This is a genomic window from Nakamurella panacisegetis (assembly GCF_900104535.1).
Taxonomy (GTDB): Bacteria; Actinomycetota; Actinomycetes; order Mycobacteriales; family Nakamurellaceae; genus Nakamurella; species Nakamurella panacisegetis.
The window spans coordinates 4,481,558-4,499,871 of record NZ_LT629710.1 but is presented as its reverse complement, the minus strand read 5'-3'; the positions used below and the strand labels follow the sequence as shown (position 1 = coordinate 4,499,871).

General features: G+C 70.2%; 15 protein-coding genes. 4 read left to right on the top strand and 11 right to left on the bottom strand.

All coding sequences use genetic code 11. The features are described 5' to 3' along the window. Nucleotide 1: 1 nt before the first annotated feature. The 6 genes from BLS97_RS20255 to tkt form a co-directional block, all read right to left on the bottom strand. Nucleotides 2–988, bottom strand: a complete 987-nt coding sequence (locus tag BLS97_RS20255; protein WP_090479765.1) for a malate dehydrogenase — start codon at nt 986–988, stop codon at nt 2–4. Between the two features lie 123 nt (nt 989–1,111). Then, nucleotides 1,112–1,870 (bottom strand): 6-phosphogluconolactonase, encoded by a 759-nt coding sequence (gene pgl, locus BLS97_RS20250; RefSeq protein WP_090479762.1) that lies wholly within the window; start codon nt 1,868–1,870, stop codon nt 1,112–1,114. Continuing rightward, nucleotides 1,867–3,279: a glucose-6-phosphate dehydrogenase assembly protein OpcA gene (opcA, locus tag BLS97_RS20245; protein ID WP_172832314.1), complete on the bottom strand. Its 1,413-nt coding sequence runs from the start codon at nt 3,277–3,279 to the stop codon at nt 1,867–1,869. Before opcA ends, pgl begins: the two co-directional genes overlap by 4 nt. A 46-nt stretch (nt 3,280–3,325) precedes the next feature. Next, a complete protein-coding gene (zwf, locus tag BLS97_RS20240) occupies nt 3,326–4,858 on the bottom strand; it encodes a glucose-6-phosphate dehydrogenase (RefSeq protein WP_090479759.1) in 1,533 nt (510 codons plus the stop codon). Between the two features lie 100 nt (nt 4,859–4,958). Continuing rightward, a complete protein-coding gene (gene tal / locus BLS97_RS20235; protein ID WP_090479756.1) occupies nt 4,959–6,059 on the bottom strand; it encodes a transaldolase in 1,101 nt (366 codons plus the stop codon). A 33-nt stretch (nt 6,060–6,092) separates the two neighbouring features. Then, the gene (tkt, locus tag BLS97_RS20230; protein ID WP_090479753.1) at nt 6,093–8,258 is read right to left on the bottom strand and encodes a transketolase; all 2,166 of its coding nucleotides are present in this window, start codon (nt 8,256–8,258) and stop codon (nt 6,093–6,095) included. Nucleotides 8,259–8,561: 303 nt separating this feature from the next. On the opposite strand from tkt, the gene BLS97_RS20225 reads away from it, so the two are divergent. Together BLS97_RS20225 and BLS97_RS20220 are read left to right on the top strand one after the other, a co-directional pair. After that, nucleotides 8,562–9,551, top strand: a complete 990-nt coding sequence (locus BLS97_RS20225; protein ID WP_231988219.1) for a heme o synthase — start codon at nt 8,562–8,564, stop codon at nt 9,549–9,551. Then, entirely contained in the window at nt 9,548–9,868 is a 321-nt protein-coding gene (locus BLS97_RS20220) for a hypothetical protein (protein WP_157695577.1), read from the top strand. Before BLS97_RS20225 ends, BLS97_RS20220 begins: the two co-directional genes overlap by 4 nt. A gap of 25 nt (nt 9,869–9,893) precedes the next feature. On the opposite strand, the gene BLS97_RS20215 is transcribed toward BLS97_RS20220, so the two are convergent. From BLS97_RS20215 to mptB, 5 genes are read right to left on the bottom strand one after another with little or no spacing between them, the layout of a single operon-like run. After that, nucleotides 9,894–11,528, bottom strand: coding sequence for a beta-N-acetylhexosaminidase (locus tag BLS97_RS20215; RefSeq protein ID WP_090479747.1), 1,635 nt, complete (start codon nt 11,526–11,528; stop codon nt 9,894–9,896). Further along, complete coding sequence (locus BLS97_RS20210) at nt 11,529–12,482, bottom strand: COX15/CtaA family protein (RefSeq protein ID WP_090482751.1); 954 nt, start codon at nt 12,480–12,482, stop codon at nt 11,529–11,531. Beyond that, nucleotides 12,473–13,273 (bottom strand): ABC transporter permease, encoded by an 801-nt coding sequence (locus BLS97_RS20205; protein ID WP_090479743.1) that lies wholly within the window; start codon nt 13,271–13,273, stop codon nt 12,473–12,475. Before BLS97_RS20205 ends, BLS97_RS20210 begins: the two co-directional genes overlap by 10 nt. Next, complete coding sequence (locus tag BLS97_RS20200) at nt 13,270–14,208, bottom strand: ABC transporter ATP-binding protein (protein WP_407938078.1); 939 nt, start codon at nt 14,206–14,208, stop codon at nt 13,270–13,272. The genes BLS97_RS20205 and BLS97_RS20200 overlap by 4 nt, the downstream gene beginning before the upstream one ends. Before the next feature lie 32 nt (nt 14,209–14,240). After that, nucleotides 14,241–15,917, bottom strand: coding sequence for a polyprenol phosphomannose-dependent alpha 1,6 mannosyltransferase MptB (gene mptB, locus BLS97_RS20195; RefSeq protein WP_090479740.1), 1,677 nt, complete (start codon nt 15,915–15,917; stop codon nt 14,241–14,243). A gap of 139 nt (nt 15,918–16,056) precedes the next feature. On the opposite strand from mptB, the gene BLS97_RS20190 reads away from it, so the two are divergent. Then, entirely contained in the window at nt 16,057–16,854 is a 798-nt protein-coding gene (locus BLS97_RS20190) for a helix-turn-helix transcriptional regulator (RefSeq protein ID WP_090479737.1), read from the top strand. Further along, nucleotides 16,851–18,314: a Fe-S cluster assembly protein SufB gene (gene sufB, locus BLS97_RS20185; RefSeq protein ID WP_090479733.1), complete on the top strand. Its 1,464-nt coding sequence runs from the start codon at nt 16,851–16,853 to the stop codon at nt 18,312–18,314. The genes BLS97_RS20190 and sufB overlap by 4 nt, the downstream gene beginning before the upstream one ends.

Sequence of the window (18,314 nt, the reverse complement as noted above, 5' to 3'; positions counted from 1 at the left end):
GTCAGATCAGGCCGAGGCCGGTGATCGCGTCGCGCTCGTCGACCAGTTCCGCGACCGACTTGTCGATCCGTCCGCGGGAGAACTCGTTGATGTCCAGGCCCTGGACGATCTTCCACTGTCCGTTCTCGGCGGTCACCGGGAAGCCGGACATCAGACCCTCCGGTACACCGTAGGAGCCGTCGGAGACGACTCCGGCCGTGGTCCAGTCGCCCTCCGGGGTGCCGTGCACCCAGGTGTGGATGTGGTCGATGGCGGCATTGGCGGCCGAGGCCGCCGACGACGCACCGCGGGCATCGATGATGGCCGCTCCGCGCTTGGCTACGGTCGGGATCAGGGTGCTCTCCAGCCATTCCTGTTCTACCTGCTCGGCCACCGACCTGCCGCCGACCCTGGCGTTGAACAGGTCCGGGTACTGGGTGGCCGAGTGATTGCCCCACACCGTCATGTTGGTGACGTCGGCGACGGACACTCCCAGCTTCTTGGCCACCTGCGACAGGGCGCGGTTGTGGTCCAGGCGCATCATCGCGGAGAACCGGTCGGCCGGGACGTCAGGAGCGTGTGAGCGCGCGATCAGCGAGTTGGTGTTGGCCGGGTTGCCGACCACCAGGACCTTGATGTCGTCGGCGGCACCGGCGTTGATCGCCTGGCCCTGCGGCTTGAAGATGCCACCGTTCGCGGCCAGCAGATCACCGCGTTCCATGCCCGGTCCGCGCGGACGGGCACCGACCAGCAGGGCGATCGAGGTGCCGTCGAAGGCGGCGGTGGCGTTGTCGGTGATCTCGATGCCGGACAGCAGCGGGAAGGCGCAGTCGTCCAGTTCCATGGCCGTGCCCTCGGCCGCCTTGAGGGCGGGGGTGATCTCGAGCAGGCTCAGCGTGACCGGAGTGTCCGGGCCGAGCATCTGACCCGAGGCGATACGGAACAGCAGCGCGTAGCCGATCTGGCCGGCGGCACCGGTGACGGTGACTTTGACTGGTGGCTTGCTCATTGGTGGTTCTCCTCCTTGAGGACCCGATGGCGGCGGTCGATCCGGTCGCCCTGGCCTGAATGCATCCCGGTCAGCATCTCAGTTCGAGCATCGTGCACTTTGCGCAGCAGGGTGTCTGCTCCGTCACGCCGTGAAGGTCACGCCGGACTGCCCGGCCGGCAGCCGGGCCGCCGATCCCCGATCGAGCAGGAACAACGTCCGGGTTCGCCCGGTCGCACCGGCCACCGGAAGTTCGACCTCACCGGCGCCGGACAGGGCCCGGTGCACCGCGTCGGCCTTGCCGTCGCCGCCGGTGATGATCCACACCTCGTCGGCCCGGCGGATGGCCGGCAGGGTCAGCGACATGCGAGTGGGCGGCGGCTTCGGGCAGTCGCGAACGGCCACCACGGTGGCCGCCTGTTCGAACACGGCCGGCGACTCCGGGAAGATCGACGCGACGTGTCCCTCGGGCCCCATCCCCAGCATCACCACGTCGAAGGCCGGATCGTCGCCGACGACGGCGGCGTACGCCGCCGCGGCCCGGTCGACATCGTCGCCGAACTCGCCGTCCGACGCGGCCATCGGGTGCACCTTCGCCGGGTCGACCCGGACGTGGTCCAGCAGCGCGTCACGGGCCTGCTTCTCGTTGCGCTCCGGGTCCTGTCCCGGCACGAAACGTTCGTCGCCCCAGTAGAACTCGATGCGCGAGAAGTCGATGTCGTCCTTGGCCGGCGAGGCGTTGAGCTCGGCCAGCAGCCCGATACCGGACCCACCGCCGGTCAGGGCGATCCGCGGCACCCGGCCCTGCGCCTGGATCTGAACCAGCTTGGCCGCCAGCCGCGCGGCGGTGCTCACGTTGAGGTCGGTGGTGTCGCGATGCACCACGACCTCGACGCCGGTCACGTGGCCGCCTTGGTCGCGCGCGGCTTCGATGGCCCTGACTTGCCGTCCGAGGCCTTGGACCGGACGGCCGGCGTCCTGGTGGCCCCCGGTGCGCTGGCGGCCGGTGCCGTGGCAGCCGGTGCCTTCGTCGCCCGGGTCTTGGCGGCCGGTGCGGCGGCCGCCCCAGCCTTCACGGCCCGGGCCTTGGCGGCCGGAGCCTTTGCCGCCGGTGCCTTGGCGGCCGGTGCCTTGGCCGCCGGAGGTGCGGTCTTCACCGGCCGCGCGGCCGGCGTCTTCGTCTTCGGCGCGGGATCGGGGGCCGTCATCGCCTCGGCCACGGCCTTCGTGCCGGTGGCGCGGGCCGCCCGCACTCGGGCGGCCGGAGTGGCGACGTCGGCCGGGACCTTGACGACCCCCTTGGGGGCGGCAGCCTTCGCCGCGGCCCGCCGAGTGGCGCTGGCCCGGGTTCGGGCCGTGGCCTTCGCGGCCGTTCCGCTGTCCGCCGCGGCGTACTTGGCCACCAGATCGAGCCCGGTGGTCAGCACCTCGGAGTAGACGTCGTCGGCATCCAGCCGGCGTAGCTCCTCGGCGATGCAGTCGCGCAGGTTGCGGCGGGGCAGCGTCATCTGGCGGGGCGGCTGGCTGGTCACCGATAGGGTGGCCGTGCTGCCCTCCGGGCGGACCAGGCTGACCTCGCCGGACCGGCGCACCAACGTGACCGACCGCAGTCCGCTTCCGGCCCGGTCGACCTTGACCCGCTTCACCGGGCAGCGCAGCTGGAGGGCCAACCAGCCGGCCAGCAGCTCGGCCGAGGCCGAGTCGGACGCGCCGGAAACGACGACATCGACGATCTTCTCGTGCGGCGGCTGGTCGAGGGCGGCGGCCAGCAGACCCCGCCAGTTGGTCAGCCGGGTCCAGGCCAGGTCGGTGTCGCCCGGGCGATAGGCGACCCGGCGGCTGGCCAGAGCGGCCAGCGGACGGCGGACCGCGGCGGAGTCGGTGATCCGGCGGGTGGCCAGAGCCCCGATCGGATCCTGGGCCGGGATCTCCGGGGACTCACCCGGCCACCAGGCGACGATCGGCGCGTCGGCCAGCAGCAGCGGGATGACCACGGCCGCGCCGTGGTCGGCCAGCGGACCGTAGAGCCGGAGGACGATCACCTCGCTGGCCCCGGCGTCGCCGCCGACCCGGATCTGCGCGTCCATCCGGGCGGTGCCCCGACGGGACCCGCGGGCGATGACGATGACCCGGCACGGGTGCTCGAAGGAGGCGCCGTTGGCGGCCGCGATCGGATCCTCGGAGGAGTCCTCGTCGGTGACGATGACCAGGGTGAGCACCCGGCCCTGGGCGTTGGCCCCGCCTTGCTCGCGCATCTCGATCATGCGCTTGTTGATGGCCGAGGAGGTGGTCGATGGCAGATCGATGATCAACGCCGGTCGCCTTTCCGGAGGTCTGGAGGAGTGTCGACGCGGGCCGTCATGGCCGGCGCCAGGTGCGGCCGTCGCGGGTCATCATGTCGTCGGCCGAAGCCGGACCCCAGGTGCCCGAGACGTACGCGTCCGGTTGCACGTTGCTGCGCTCCCAGTGCTTCTCGAGGGGATCGAGGATCTTCCAGGAGAGCTCGACCTCCTCGTCCTGGGGGAACAGCGACGGCTCGCCCAGCAGGACGTCCAGGATCAGCCGTTCGTAGGCCTCCGGCGAGGCCTCGGTGAACGACTGGCCGTAGGAGAAGTCCATGTTGACGTCACGGACCTCCATCACCGGGCCGGGGACCTTGGAGCCGAACCGGATGGTGACCCCTTCGTCGGGCTGCACCCGGATGACCAGGGCGTTCGAACCCAGGGTCTCGGTGTCGTTCTGCGAGAACGGCAGGTGCGGGGCGCGCTTGAAGATGATGGCGATCTCGGTGACCCGCTTGCCGAGCCGCTTGCCCGTCCGCAGGTAGAACGGGACGCCGGCCCAGCGTCGGGTGTCGACCAGCAGCTTGATCGCCGCGTACGTCTCGGTGGTCGAGGTGGGGGAGATGCCGTCCTCCTCGAGGTACCCGGGCACCTTGGTGCCGCCCTGCCACCCGGTGGCGTACTGGCCCCGGGCGCTGGCCTGCGACAGGTCGGGCGGCAGCCGGACGGCGGAGAGGACCTTGATCTTCTCCGTGCGGAGTTCCTTCGGGGAGAAGGAGACCGGCTCCTCCATCGCGGTCAGCGCGAGCAACTGGATGAGGTGGTTCTGGATGACGTCGCGAGCGGCGCCGATGCCGTCGTAGTACCCGGCGCGGCCACCGACGCCGATGTCCTCGGCCATGGTGATCTGCACGTGGTCGACGTAGTTGGAGTTCCAGATGGGCTCGTACAGCTGGTTCGCGAAGCGCAGCGCAAGGAGGTTCTGGACCGTCTCCTTACCCAGGTAGTGATCGATCCGGAAGACCGACTCGGCCGGGAAGACCTCGTTGACGAGCTGGTTGAGATCCTGTGCGGACTCCAGGTCGTGCCCGAAGGGCTTCTCGATGACAACCCGCCGCCACTCGTCTCCGTGCGGGTCGGCCATGCCCGACCGGCGCAGCTGCTGCAGCACGGTCGGGAACGCCCCCGGCGGGATGGAGAAGTAGAACGCGTGGTTGCCGCCGGTGCCGCGGACACGGTCGAGGTCGGCCAGGGTCGCGGCCAGCGCGTCGAACGCGTCGTCGTCGTTGAAGGTGCCGGAGACGAACCGGAAGCCCTCGGCCAGGTGCCGCCAGACCTCCTCGGAGAACGGCGTGCGCGCGTACTGGCGCACCGAGTCGTGCACCACCTGCGCGAAGTCCTCGTTGGCCCAGTCGCGGCGGGCGAAACCGACCAGCGCGAAGCCCGGCGGCAGCAGGCCGCGGTTGGCCAGGTCGTAGATGGCCGGCATCAGCTTCTTGCGGGAGAGGTCGCCGGTGACCCCGAAGATGACGATTCCGGATGGCCCGGCGATGCGGGGGAGACGCTTGTCCCTCGGGTCGCGGAGCGGGTTGACGTGGCTGCTCGTCATGGGTTGTTCTTCGGGTCCTTCCCGGCGATGGTGGTGCTGGGCGAGTCTGCTGACAGCTCCGGCCGACGGCGCGCGCGCCGTCGGCCGGAGCTGGGATCGATCAGCTGGCCAGCGACTTGGCCACGGTGGCCTGGAGCTCTTCCCAGGACTTGACGAACTTGTCGACGCCCTCGGACTCGAGTACGGCGAACACGTCGGGCAGGTCGACCCCGACCGCTTCGAGCGCACTGAAGGTGGCCGAGGCCGCGCCGTAGGTGCCCTGGATGGTGTTGCCCCGGATGACGCCGTGGTCGGCCACCGCGTCGATGGTCTTCTCGGGCGCGGTGTTGACCGTGTTGGGGGCGACCAGTTCGACGACGTACTGGGTGTCGTCGTAGTTCGGGTCCTTCACGCCGGTCGAGGCCCACAACGGGCGCTGCGGGTTGGCGCCGGCCGCGGCCAGCTCCGACCACTTCGCCCCGGCGAACTTCTGCTCGAAGAGCTGGTAGGCCAGCCGAGCGTTGGCGATGGCGGCCCGGCCCTTGAGGGCGTTGGCCTCGTCGGTGCCGATCTTGCTCAGGCGGGCGTCGATCTCGGTGTCGACCCGGGAGACGAAGAACGACGCCACCGAGTGGATCTTGGAGATGTCGTGCCCGTTCTCCCTGGCTTTGGTGATGCCGGCCACGAAGGCGTCGATGACGCCCTCGTAGCGCTCCAGGGAGAAGATCAGGGTCACGTTCACGCTGATGCCCTCGGCCAGGGTGGCCGTGATCGCGGGCAGTCCGGCCAGCGTGGCCGGGATCTTGATCAGGACGTTCGGCCGGTCCACGATCTTGGACAGTTCCTTGGCCTGCGCGACGGTGCCGTCGGTGTCGTGGGCCAGGCCGGGCTCGACCTCGATCGACACCCGTCCGTCCCGGCCTCCGGTCGACTCGTACAGAGCGGAGAACAGGTCGCAGGCATCGCGGACGTCGTCCGTCGTCATGGCGCGGACCGCGTCATCGACCGAGGCGCCGCGGGCGGCCAGCTCGTCCGCCTGGATCTGGTAGGACTCACCGTCAGCCAGGGCGGCCGCGAAGATCGACGGGTTGGTGGTGACCCCGACGATGTGCTTGCTGCTGATCAGGTCCTTCAAGTTGCCCGAGTGCAGGCGCTGACGGGACAGGTCGTCCAGCCAGAGCGAAACACCGGCGGCGGAGAGTTCCGCGAGGGTATCGGTCATTTTTTCTGCGCTTCTTCCTGAGGTCGGGGAGGGTTACTTCGAGTCGAGGTCGACGCCGGCGTCCTCGAGCGACGTCGTTCCGTGCGAGACCGTGTCGGGGGTGTTGGCCGCCGTCAACGACTCCTTGGCGGCGGCCACGGTGGCCTCGGCGGTGATGCCGAACTTCTCGTACAGCGTCGCCGCGTCGGCGGAAGCGCCGTAGTGCTCGAGCGAGACCGGGCGTCCCTGCGATCCGATCCAGCGCCACCACGGCTGTGAGATGGCCGCCTCAACCGAGACCCGAGCGGTGACCGCCTTCGGCAGCACGCTCTCGATGTAGTCGGCGTCCTGGGCCTCGAACCAGTCCAGGCACGGGACCGACACCACGCGGGTGCCAATGCCCTCGGCCTGCAACGACTCACGGGCGGCCAGGGCGATCTGCACCTCCGAACCGGAGGACAGGATGATGACCTGCAGTTCACCCTCGGCATCGGCCAGGACGTAGGCGCCCTTGGCCACACCCTCGGCGCTGGTGCCGGCCAGGGTCGGAACGGCCTGACGGGACAGGGCGATGCCGACCGGCCCGGTGTTCCAGACGCTCTGCTTCTCCAGCACGGCCTGCCAGCCGAAGGCGGTCTCGTTGGCGTCGGCCGGACGCAGGATGGCCAGACCCGGAATGGCCCGCAGCGCGGCCAGGTGCTCCACCGGCTGGTGGGTCGGGCCGTCCTCGCCGAGGCCGATGGAATCGTGGGTCCAGACGTAGACGGCCGGCGCGCCCATCACGGCGGCCAGCCGGACGGCGCCGCGCATGTAGTCGGAGAACTGCAGGAACGTCCCGCCGTAGGGCCGGGTCGGTCCGTGCAGGGCGATGCCGGACAGGATGGCGCCCATGGCGTGCTCGCGGATGCCGAAGTGCAGCGTCCGGCCGTAGGGGTTGGCGTTCCATTCGGACGTGGCCGCGGCGACCGGCCCGAACGAGTCGGACCCCTTGATCGTGGTCAGGTTGGACTCGGCCAGGTCGGCGCTGCCGCCCCAGAGTTCCGGCAGGACCGGTCCGATGGCGGTCAGCACGGCGCCGGACGCGGCCCGGGTGGCGATGCCCTTCGGGTCCACCGGCCAGGACGGCAGCGAGTCGAGCCATCCCTCGGGCAGGTCGCGGGCGACCATCCGGTCGAACAGGGCCTTGTTCGCCGGGTTGGCGGCGGCCCAGGCGTCGAACTTGCCCTGCCAGGCGGCTTTCGCGGCCTGGCCGCGGTCCAGGGCCAGCCGGGTGTGCTTGATCACGGTGTCGTCGACCTGGAAGGTCCGCTCGGGGTCGAACCCGAGGATGTTCTTGATGCCGACGATCTCCTCGGCGCCCAGGGCCGCGCCGTGGGCCTTGCCGGTGTTCATCTTGGTCGGCGCGGGGAAGCCGATCACGGTGTGCAGCTGGATGAACGAGGGCTTGTCGGTGACCGCCTTGGCCGCCTCGATGGCGTCCAGGATGCCGGAGACGTTCTCGCCGCCCTCGACCTTCTGCACGTGCCAGCCGTAGGCCTCGTAGCGGGCCGCGACGTCCTCGGACAGGGCGATGTTGGTGTCGTCCTCGATGGAGATCTGGTTGTGGTCGTAGAACACGATCAGGTTGCCCAGCTGCTGACGACCGGCGATGGAGGACGCCTCCGAGGTGACGCCTTCCTCGATGTCACCGTCAGAGGCGATCACGTAGATGAAGTGGTCGAACGGGCTGTTGCCGGCGGCCGCCTCCGGGTCCCACAGGCCGCGCTCGCGGCGGGCGGCCATGGCCATCCCGACGGAGGACGCCAGGCCCTGACCGAGCGGTCCGGTGGTGATCTCGACCCCCTTGGTGTGGTGCACCTCGGGGTGGCCCGGGGTCAGCGAACCCCAGGTGCGGAGCGCCTTCAGGTCGTCCAGTTCCAGGCCGAAACCGGCCAGGTAGAGCTGGATGTACAGGGTGAGGCTGGAGTGCCCGGCGGACAGTACGAACCGATCGCGGCCGGTCCAGTCGGGGTCGGCCGGATCGTGCACCATCACCTTCTGGAACAGGGTATAGGCCAGTGGGGCCAGGCTCATGGCCGTGCCCGGGTGACCGTTGCCGACCTTCTGCACCGCGTCGGCGGCCAGGACGCGGGCGGTGTCGACGGCCCGCTTGTCCAGATCGGACCAGTCGTCGGGGACGTGAGCGGTGGTGAGCTCGGAAATCTGGGCGGTACTGGTCACAGGTTGCGACCTTCCTCGGCCGGGCGGCCTAATGGGCCGCGGTTGCGTGCGCGTCGGACCATGCGGTCCCGATACTGGAGGTGACGCGGTTTTCCAGTTCCAAACCCTAGTACCCGCACGCGGGACCTCTGACGCCGCTCCCGCCCGCGGGATCGACCCGGCGGCCACCGCCCGGCTGATCGGTGCCGCGCGGCACGGCCGGGCCGTTCTACTACACAGCGTCGAAGCACATAGGATGGCCGGGCGGGAACCTGGAACCCGCCGCCTCGATGGCGATGCGTACGGCTGATGTGGAGGTAAGGCGTGTCGTTCCCGACCTCCGCCGGTGAGTCGTCCGCTGCGCACCCGGCGGTGGTCCTGCCCGAGCCGACGGCGCCGGAAGCCGCCGCGACCGGCCGGTCGTTCAAGGTCACGGTCGGCGCGTACGTCGCCCTGACCAAGCCCCGCATCATCGAACTGCTGCTGATCACCACCATTCCGGCCATGTTCGCCGCGCAGCGCTCGGTCCCGACGCTGTGGCTGGTGCTGGCCACGCTGGTCGGCGGCACTCTCGCCGCCGGCAGCGCCAACGCGCTGAACTGCGTGGTCGATGCCGACATCGACGCCGTGATGCGCCGGACCAGGGCCCGGCCGCTGGCCCGTCATCTGGTGCCGACCGGCCACGCGCTGGTCTTCGGGGTGCTCCTCGGGGTCGCCTCCTGCGGGTTCTTGGCCTGGGCCACCAACTGGAAGGCGGCGGCGCTGGCCGTCGCGGCGATCCTGTTCTACGTCTTCGTCTACTCCATGTGGCTCAAGCGCCGGACCAGCGCGAACATCGTCTGGGGCGGCCTGGCCGGCTGCATGCCGGTGGTGATCGGCTGGTCGGCCATCACCGGTGGGATCGGCTGGCCGGCGTGGGTCTTCTTCGGCGTGATCTTCTTCTGGACGCCGCCGCACACCTGGGCGCTGGCCATGCGCTACCGCGAGGACTACGCCGCCGCCGGCGTGCCCATGCTGCCGGTGGTGGCGCCCGAACGGGTCGTCGTCCGGCAGATCGTCATCTACTCGTGGGCCATGGTTGCCTGCTCGTTGCTGCTGATCCCGGCCTCGTCGTGGATCTACGCGGCGGTCGCGGTGCCGGCCGGCCTGGCCTTCCTGGCCATCGCCCACGTCCTGCACTTCCGGGTCCTGCGCGGGGTTCCGGCCACTCCGATGACGCTGTTCCACCTGTCCAATCTGTATCTGACCGCGATCTCCGTCGCCTGGGCGGTGGATGCCGCCGTGGGTCTGACCGTCGTCGGGTGGCCACGGTGAGCGCATCACCGGAGAAGAATTCGCCCGAGGTTGCGGCGCCGGATCACTCCTCGTTGATCGCCGGCCTGCGCTCGTTCATCGCCCGACACGGCGGCGGCGGCACCGCGGTGCTCAACCACATGGGTCGGCGCGGGGTCCGGATCGTCGTCATCTCGGCCGACGGCCCGTTCACCGACGGGATCGTCCCCGACCTCGAACAGGCCGGTGCCGTGTGCGCCGCCGCGGGCCTGTCCGTCGGTCAGTGGGACCGCGAGAGCACGGGCAAGATCACCGTCAGCGCCGCCGATCGCATCAGGATGGCCGGCACCGGCCGCTGACCGTCCCAGCGGGACGGCGTGGAGCTCAGGTCCGGATGCCCGCTACCTCGTCCCGGATGAGGGCGTCGCGCTCGGCCAGGGTGGAGGGCCGTCCGGGCACCCCGGGCCGCATTTGCCACGGTTGTGGCCCCGACGGCCGGCGGTACTCGACCCCGACCGCGTCCAGCCGATCGAGGTGGGCCGCCAGTCGCGCGCTGAAATCCCCGAAGTCACGCGCATCCGGGCTCCACAGCACCTCGGCCAGTGCGCACAGCCGAGGGAAGGCGAAGTAGTCGACCATGCGCGGGGAATCCACGTGCTCGGACCAGATGTTGCCCTGGCCGCCGAGGACATGGGCCGCCTCGGCGGGACTGAGCCCGTCGGGCACCGGGTCGAAGCCGTAGACCCGTTCCAGGGTCAGCGGTATGCCGACGGCGATCGGTTCGTCGGCCGACTCGGACTGGCGGTAGTCCAGATACGTCCGGTCGTCGGGGCAGCTCACCACGTCGAGACCGCGCCGCGCGGCGGTGACTGCGCCGGTCAGGCCCCGCCACGAGCCGATCACCGAGCCGGCCGGGAGCGGCCCCTCCAGCAATTCGTCCCAGCCGTAGAGGCGGCGCCCGCGCGCGTTCAGGTGGGCCCCGACCCGGCCCACGAACCAGGCCTGGAGTTCTTCTTCGGTGGTCAGGCCGCGGGTACGCATCAGTTCCTGCGTGCGGGGATCGGCCTTCCACTGGTCCTTGGGGCATTCGTCCCCGCCGACGCCGATGTAGGGGCTGGGAAACAGCTCCATGACCTCGTCGAACACGTCGAGATAGAACGCGACGGTGGATTCCTCGGTGTTGAGCACGTTGACGTCGACGCCCCACCGGGTGGCGACCTCGAGCTCGGCGCCGGTGACGCCCAGTGCCGGGTAGGCGGCGATCGCCGCGTGCGAATGACCGGGGAGATCCACCTCGGGCACCACGGTGACGAACCGGGCGGCGGCGTAGGCGACGATCTCGCGGAGATCGTCCTGGGTGTAGAAGCCGCCGTGCGGCCGGCCGTCGGTCGGGGCGTCCGGCGTCCCGCCGACCTGGCTGGCCCGGCGCCAGCCACCGGTTTCGGTGAGGAGGGGATAGCGGCGGATCTCCACGCGCCAGCCCTGGTCGTCGGTCAGGTGGAGGTGCAGCACGTTGAGCTTGTGCATCGCCATGAGGTCGATGAACCGGAGGACGTCGTGCTTGGGCATGAAGTGCCGGGCGACGTCGAGCATGGCCCCACGCCAGCCGAAACGGGGTACGTCGGAGATGTCGACGCCCGGCAGCGCCCACCGCACACCGGACACCTTCGCCCGCCGGAACACGGCCGGGGCAACGAGTTGGAGCAGCGACTGGCATCCGTGGAAGACCCCGGCGGCGTCCCCGCCGGTGATGCGGACCGCGTCCGGCCCGGCCACCAACCGGTATCCCTCCGCCGGCAGGTCGGGATCCAGGCCCAGCTCGATCACCCCGCCGGTGCCGGTGGCCGGGCCGATCGGGAATCGGAACCCGGTGGCCGGGCGCAGGGCGTCCCGTAACCATTCGGCGGTCGGGAGCACCTCGTCGGTGGCCCGGATCGCGGTGTCACCGGTGAGTTCGAATCCGCCGGCGACCGTGCGGATCGTCGCCGGGCGGGGCAGGAGCGTGGGCGCGTCGACCACTCAGTGATCCGGCACCGGACGGACGCGGGTGGCCATGGCCACCGCGGCGGCGGACGCGGTCAGGACCACTGCCCCGAGGACGTGGGAGACGACCAGCGCCTCCGGAACCCCGGTGGCGTACTGGACGAGTCCGATCAACCCCTGGGCGGCCGTCACAAGGACCAGGATCACGGTCCGTTTGATCAGGCGGGGCGGGGCCTTGACGGCCAGGAATCCGACGCACAGCGCGACCAGCAAGCCGAAGTAGGTGAACATCAGGTCGGCGTGCAGCTGGGCGAGCGACTCCACCGGCAGATCAAGGCGCGGCGTCGCCGCGTCGCCGCCGTGTGGTCCGGCCGCGGTGACCAGCGTTCCGGCCATGCACAGCAGCACCAGGACGCCGACTGTGGCGAAGGTCAGCACCTGGAGCGGCCGCGGCACCACCGCGACGGCCGGCCGATCCGACTCGCCGATCCGGGACAGCACGACGATGGCCACGAACAGCAGGCCGAGGGAGATCAGCATGTGGGGGGCCACGGTCCACCAGGCCAGTCCGGTGCGCACCGTGATCCCGCCCCAGACCGCCTGTAGCAGAACGCCTCCGGGCAGCACAGCAGCCAGGCGGGTCAGGCCGGGACGGCGACGCGGAGCCAGCAGCAGAGCGAGGAAGATGCCGAGCGAGGGAATCAGCACCACACCGGTCAGAGTTCGGTTGGTAAATTCGATCGCCTGATGGAAGGCGGCCAGACCGGACCGGGAGACGGGCACCAGCGAGCCCGGGCTGCACTGCGGCCAGGTGGGACAGCCGAGCCCGGAACCGGTCACCCGGACGGTGGCTCCGGTGACGGCGATCCCGCCGTTGGCGATCACCGCCAGCCAGCCCAGCACGAGCTGCACACGCGCGGTCGGCCAGCGCCGCCACCATCCGGTGGCGGGGGCGACGGATCCGGTCTTCGAGTTCACGGTCACTGCCATCGGAACCACCGTACGGTGCCGCCCCAGCCGACCGCGATCCACACCAGCAACGCCGCCAGGCTCGCGGCCGTCGGCGCCGTCCCGTACTGCAGAACCGCCCGGAGTGCGGTGGACAACGCACCGGCCGGAGTGAGCTCGCCGACGATCCGTAGCCAGTCCGGCGCCTTGGTCAGCGGGATGACGACCCCGCCCACCACGACCAGGGCCAACCACACGACGTTGGCCAGGGCCAGCACCGCCTCGGCCCGCAACGTCCCGCCGAGCAGCAGCGCCAACCCGATGAAGGCGGCCGCGCCCAGCACCACCAGCACCGGGACCCAGGCGGCGTTGCCCCGCGGGTGCCAGCCCAGGCCGAAGGCGACGGCCCCGAGGAGCGCCCACTGGGCCACGATCACGACCAGCGCCGCGCCGCACTTCCCGGCGACCAGCAGGGTCTTGCCCATGCCGGCCGCGGCCAGCCGCTTGAGTACGCCGTACCGCCGATCGAAGGCGGTGGTGATGGCCTGGGAGGTGAACGCGGTCGACATGATGGCCAGGGCCAGCACGCCCGGTGTGACCGTGTTGACGCGCGGAGCGGTCAGATTGATCACGGTGGTGGTGGTGAGTCCGACCAGCGCGCCCAGCGGGATGACGACGGCCAGCAGCAGCTGTTCGCCGTTGCGGATCAGCATCTTCAGTTCCAGGCCGGCCGCGGCCCGCAACATGTGCCACCGGCCGGACGGCCGGGGGTCCGGCCGGAACGTTCCCGGTGCGAAGACCGGTCCGGGTCCGGTGGCGGTGGAATCGGTCATGAGCGCAGTTCCTTACCGGTGAGCTCCAGGTAGACCTCGTCCAGCGAACGGGATCCGACCTGCATCGCGGACGGCATCACCCCGACCCGGGCGCAGAAGGACGTGACCGTGGCCATCGTCGAGGGCGCGATGTCGCCTTCCAGGAGATACCGTCCGGGCGCGGTCTCGGCCACGGTGAACCCGAGCGGCAGGGCCGACCGCAGTACGTCCAACTCCAGCCCCGGGCTGGCCGTGAACCGCAGTTGGGCCCCGCCGCCGGTCAGTTCGGCCGGGGTTCCGGCCGCGACGCAGCGGCCGTTGTCGACGATCACGATCCGGTCGGAGAGCAACTCGGCCTCGTCGAGCAGATGGGTGGTGAGCAGGATGGAGACCCCGTCCGCCCTGGCCGCCCGCAGCAGGTCCCAGACCAGGTGCCGCGCCTGCGGATCCAGGCCGGCCGTCGGCTCGTCCAGGAACAGCAGTTCGGGCCGGCCGACCAGGGCCATGGCCAGGCTGAGCCGTTGCACCTGGCCGCCGGACAGACGCCGGACCGGCGTGCGGGCGGACGGGGTCAGTCCCAGCAGGTCGAGCAGGGCGGCCGGATCGAGCGGGTTGGCCGAGCAGTTGGCGACCAGGTCGAGCATCTCACCGGCGCGGGCCGACGCGTGCGCCCCGCCGGCCTGCAACATGACGCCGATCCGCGGACGCAGCGCCGCGCTCTGGCGCCACGGGTCCAGACCGAGCACCCGGACCTGACCGGCGTCGGCCCGGGTGAAGCCCTCACAGATCTCCACGGTGGTGGTCTTGCCGGCCCCGTTGGGTCCCAACAGCGACAGGATGGATCCGGTGGCCATCCGGAACGAGAGGCCGTCGACCGCGGTCACGTCGCCGAAACGGCGATGCAGACCGTCGACGACGATCGCGTCGTCCGGCCCCGGACGGTCGGGTCTCGTCAGCCCGGAGGTGCTCGGGACGATGGGCGGCGATGTCACGTTTCCCGATGGTAGGGATCGTCGGCGGATGCGGTGGTATCGGCGCTGTCCGATGGGATGCCAATCACTGCGGCGGTGATCGTCCGGGCCGGCGTCGAGGTGACCGGATGGAGCAGGCCGCCCGGTCGCGGCTCGGCCGTGGGCAGCCCGGTGCGACGCAGCAGCAGCAGGACCGCTCCGGCCACCACGGCGGCCACGATCACCGCCTGCACGATGGTGAACACCGGGATCGTGGCCCCGTTGGGCATGATGATCACCGAGAAGATGGTGGTCAGCCAGACGGCGATCCGGCGGTAGCGGGAGAGTCCGGTCGACGCCGCCAGCGGCAGCACCGCCCACAGCAGGTACCAGGGCTGGATCACCGGGCTGAGCAGGACGAAGGCGCCGAGTCCCAGGGCGAGGCCCTGCATCGGCTCGATCCGTCGCTGCCAGCACCGCCACATCAGGTAGACGGCCAGCAGGCCACCGACCACCGTTCCGAGCGGCTGCATGACATCGATCGCGCCCTGGGTGTGATCGCCCAGCCCCAGCAGGAGTCCGAGCTGACCGGCGCCGACGGCCAGGCTGGTCGACAGGGAAAGGAACGACTGCACGCTGCCCGGTGCGGACAGCGCATGCACCCAGCCGAGCCCGGCTCCGGCGGCGACGGTGAGCCCGGCGAAGGTGGCGGCGGCCACCGCGCCGGCCCGCACGGTGAAGCGGAACAGATCCGACCAACGGTTCCCGGCCCGGCGGGCGAGGGCGATGACCAGGAAGGCCAAGGCCATGGCGGCCGTCACCTTGATGCCGGCGGCGAGGGTGATCAGAGCGGTCCCGGCAGCGATCCGGGCCGAGTCGGCGCTCCACCAGCGGGGCGTGCCGTCCTTGACCGCCAGGCCGATCTGCAGACCGGCCAGCATGAGGCCGATCATCAGCGCCTCGTTGTGCCCACCGGCGACCAGATGGAACAGCAGGAGAGGATTGAGGGCGCCCAGCCAGAGGGCGCTGACCGGGTCGATGCCACAACGTCGGGCCAGCCGGGGAAGGGCCCACACGATCAGCGCGACGCCGATCAGTTCGACGAAGCGCTGGATGAGCACGCCCAGGACGACGTGGTTGCCGGTGACCAGCACCACCGCCTTGGCGATCAGGAGGAAGGCCGGTCCGTAGGGGGACGAGGTGTACTGCCACCGCAGGTCGACCTGGTGGGCGAGCGGGTTGCTGTCACCGAGCGCGGGGTACGGGCCGGACTGGTACGGGTTGTCGCCGTGCACCATCATCGCGCCGACGGCCAGGTAGGAGTACACGTCGCGGGAGAAGATCGGCGGAGTGACCAGGAACGGCACGGTCCACATGGCCAGCGTGTGCGTGAGCTGGGTGCGCGACAGCCGGCGCGCCCGGCCCGGGGCGGCGAGCCGCCCGATCATGAACCAGCAGACCACCACGAGGCCGATCCCGGAGTAGGACAGGGCCAGCGTCGGCGCCGCGATCCGGGACAGCAGTCCGACGATGCGCAGGCCGTCGACCGGATTCGGGATGGGGGTCGCGGCACCGTAGGACGACGTCGACCCGACCATCATCAGGAGGGCGCCGGCCGTACCCCATCGGCGCAGCCGGGACAGTTGTCGCCGTTCGACGGAGTCCAGCACACCGGGCAGCCGGTCGGCCGCTCCGCTCGCTCCGCCGTTGGTCATCCGGGCAGTCTAGGAGAGGCAGAACCGGGACCCGGCCACTGTGACTTAGTAGGTAAGGCTTGCCTTGGCTGCGCCGGTCTGCTTATCCTGTGGTGCTCACCTCTTTGATCTTCGGTCGGAAAAAGGTCACACTGGTGTTGTGAAAACATTGGCCGATGGCGCGACCGAGCGCTCGGCGCCGTCCGCGCACCGGCTGGAGATCACCGCGGTCGAGCCGAACGCCGAGGTCAGGACCCGGGAGACCGTCGTGCGCCTGCTCCTGGCGCGCGGACCGCTGACTGCCGTCGCGCTGGCCGAGCAGATCGGGCTGTCGCCCGCCGCCATCCGTCGGCACCTCGATCAGCTCCTGGCCGAAGGCGCCATCACCAGCCGGGAGGCCAGCACGACGGCCCGGCGCGGCCGCGGTCGCCCGGCCCGGACCTACCTGTTGACCGACGTCGGGCGCACCCGTCTGCCGCACGCCTACGACTCGCTGGCCGTCGAGGCCCTGGAATTCCTGGCCGAGTCGGCCGGACCCGATGCCGTGGCCGCGTTCGCCCGCCGCCGGGCGGAGAACCTGGTCGACGCCGTCCGGGACGAGCTGGAGGCGGCCCCCGACGTGCCGGCCAAAGCGCAGATCCTGGCCCGCGCCCTCACCGAGTCCGGCTTCGCGGCCTCCGTCGAGCAGGTCGGCATCGGCGAACAGTTGTGTCAGCACCACTGCCCGGTCGCCCACGTGGCGACGAGATTTCCCCAGTTGTGCGAAGAGGAGATGGCCGTCATCACCGAAGCCCTGGGTACCTACGCGCAGCGCCTGGCCACGATCGCCAACGGCGACTCGTTCTGCACGACCTTCATTCCCGCCGCCCATTCCACCGGGGCATCGGCCCCTCACGCAGTACCCCGCCGCAATGACCAGCACATCTCATCAGCGCCACAGGGAAGGACCACGTCATGACGACTGCTCCGGAACGCACCATCACATCTCCCATCGCCCCGGAGACCGCGCCGCTCTCCCAGGAGCAGGCGATCGACTCCCTGGGGCACTACGCCTTCGGGTGGTCCGACAGCGACGTGGCCGGCGCCTCCGCGCGACGCGGCATCAACGAGGACGTCGTCCGTGACATCTCGGCCAAGAAGAGCGAGCCGGAGTGGATGACCGACTTCCGGGTCAAGGCGCTGCGGCTGTTCGAGCGCCAGCCGATGCCGACCTGGGGCGCCGATCTGACCGGCATCCACTTCGACACCATCAAGTACTTCGTCCGCTCCGGTGAGAAGCAGGCCGCGAGCTGGGAAGACCTTCCCGAGGACATCAAGAACACCTACGACAAGCTGGGCATCCCGGAAGCCGAGAAGCAGCGGCTGGTGTCCGGGGTGGCCGCCCAGTACGAGTCCGAGGTCGTCTACCACTCCATCCAGAAGGAGCTGGAAGACCAGGGCGTCATCTTCCTGGACACCGACACCGCGCTGAAGGAGCATCCGGAGCTGTTCCGGGAGTACTTCGGCAGCGTGATCCCGTCCGGTGACAACAAGTTCTCCGCGCTGAACAGCTCCGTGTGGTCGGGCGGCTCGTTCGTCTACGTCCCCAAGGGCGTGCACGTGGAGATCCCGCTGCAGGCCTACTTCCGGATCAACACCGAGAACATGGGCCAGTTCGAGCGGACGCTGATCATCGTCGACGAGGACGCCTACGTGCACTACGTCGAGGGGTGCACGGCGCCGATCTACAAGTCCGACTCGCTGCACTCGGCGGTCGTCGAGATCATCGTGAAGAAGGGTGGCCGTTGCCGTTACACGACCATCCAGAACTGGTCCAACAACGTCTACAACCTGGTCACCAAGCGGGCCAAGGCCGAAGCCGGAGCCACCATGGAGTGGGTCGACGGCAACATCGGCTCCAAGGTCACGATGAAGTACCCGGCCGTCTGGATGACGGGGGAGTACGCCAAGGGTGAGGTGCTCTCGATCGCCTTCGCCGGCGAGGGCCAGCACCAGGACACCGGGGCCAAGATGCTGCACCTGGCCCCGCACACGTCGTCCAACATCATCTCGAAGTCGGTCTCCCGTGGTGGTGGACGCACGTCCTACCGCGGGCTGGTCCGGGTCAATCCGGGTTCGCACCACAGCAAGTCGACCGTCAAGTGCGACGCCCTGCTGGTCGACACCATCTCCCGCTCCGACACCTACCCGTACGTCGACGTCCGCGAGGACGACGTGTCGATGGGTCACGAGGCGACCGTCTCGCGGGTCAGCGAGGAGCAGCTGTTCTACCTGATGAGCCGCGGCCTGACCGAGGACGAGGCGATGGCCATGATCGTTCGTGGCTTCATCGAGCCGATCGCCCGCGAACTCCCGATGGAGTATGCGCTGGAACTCAACCGCCTGATCGAACTGCAGATGGAAGGGGCGGTGGGCTGA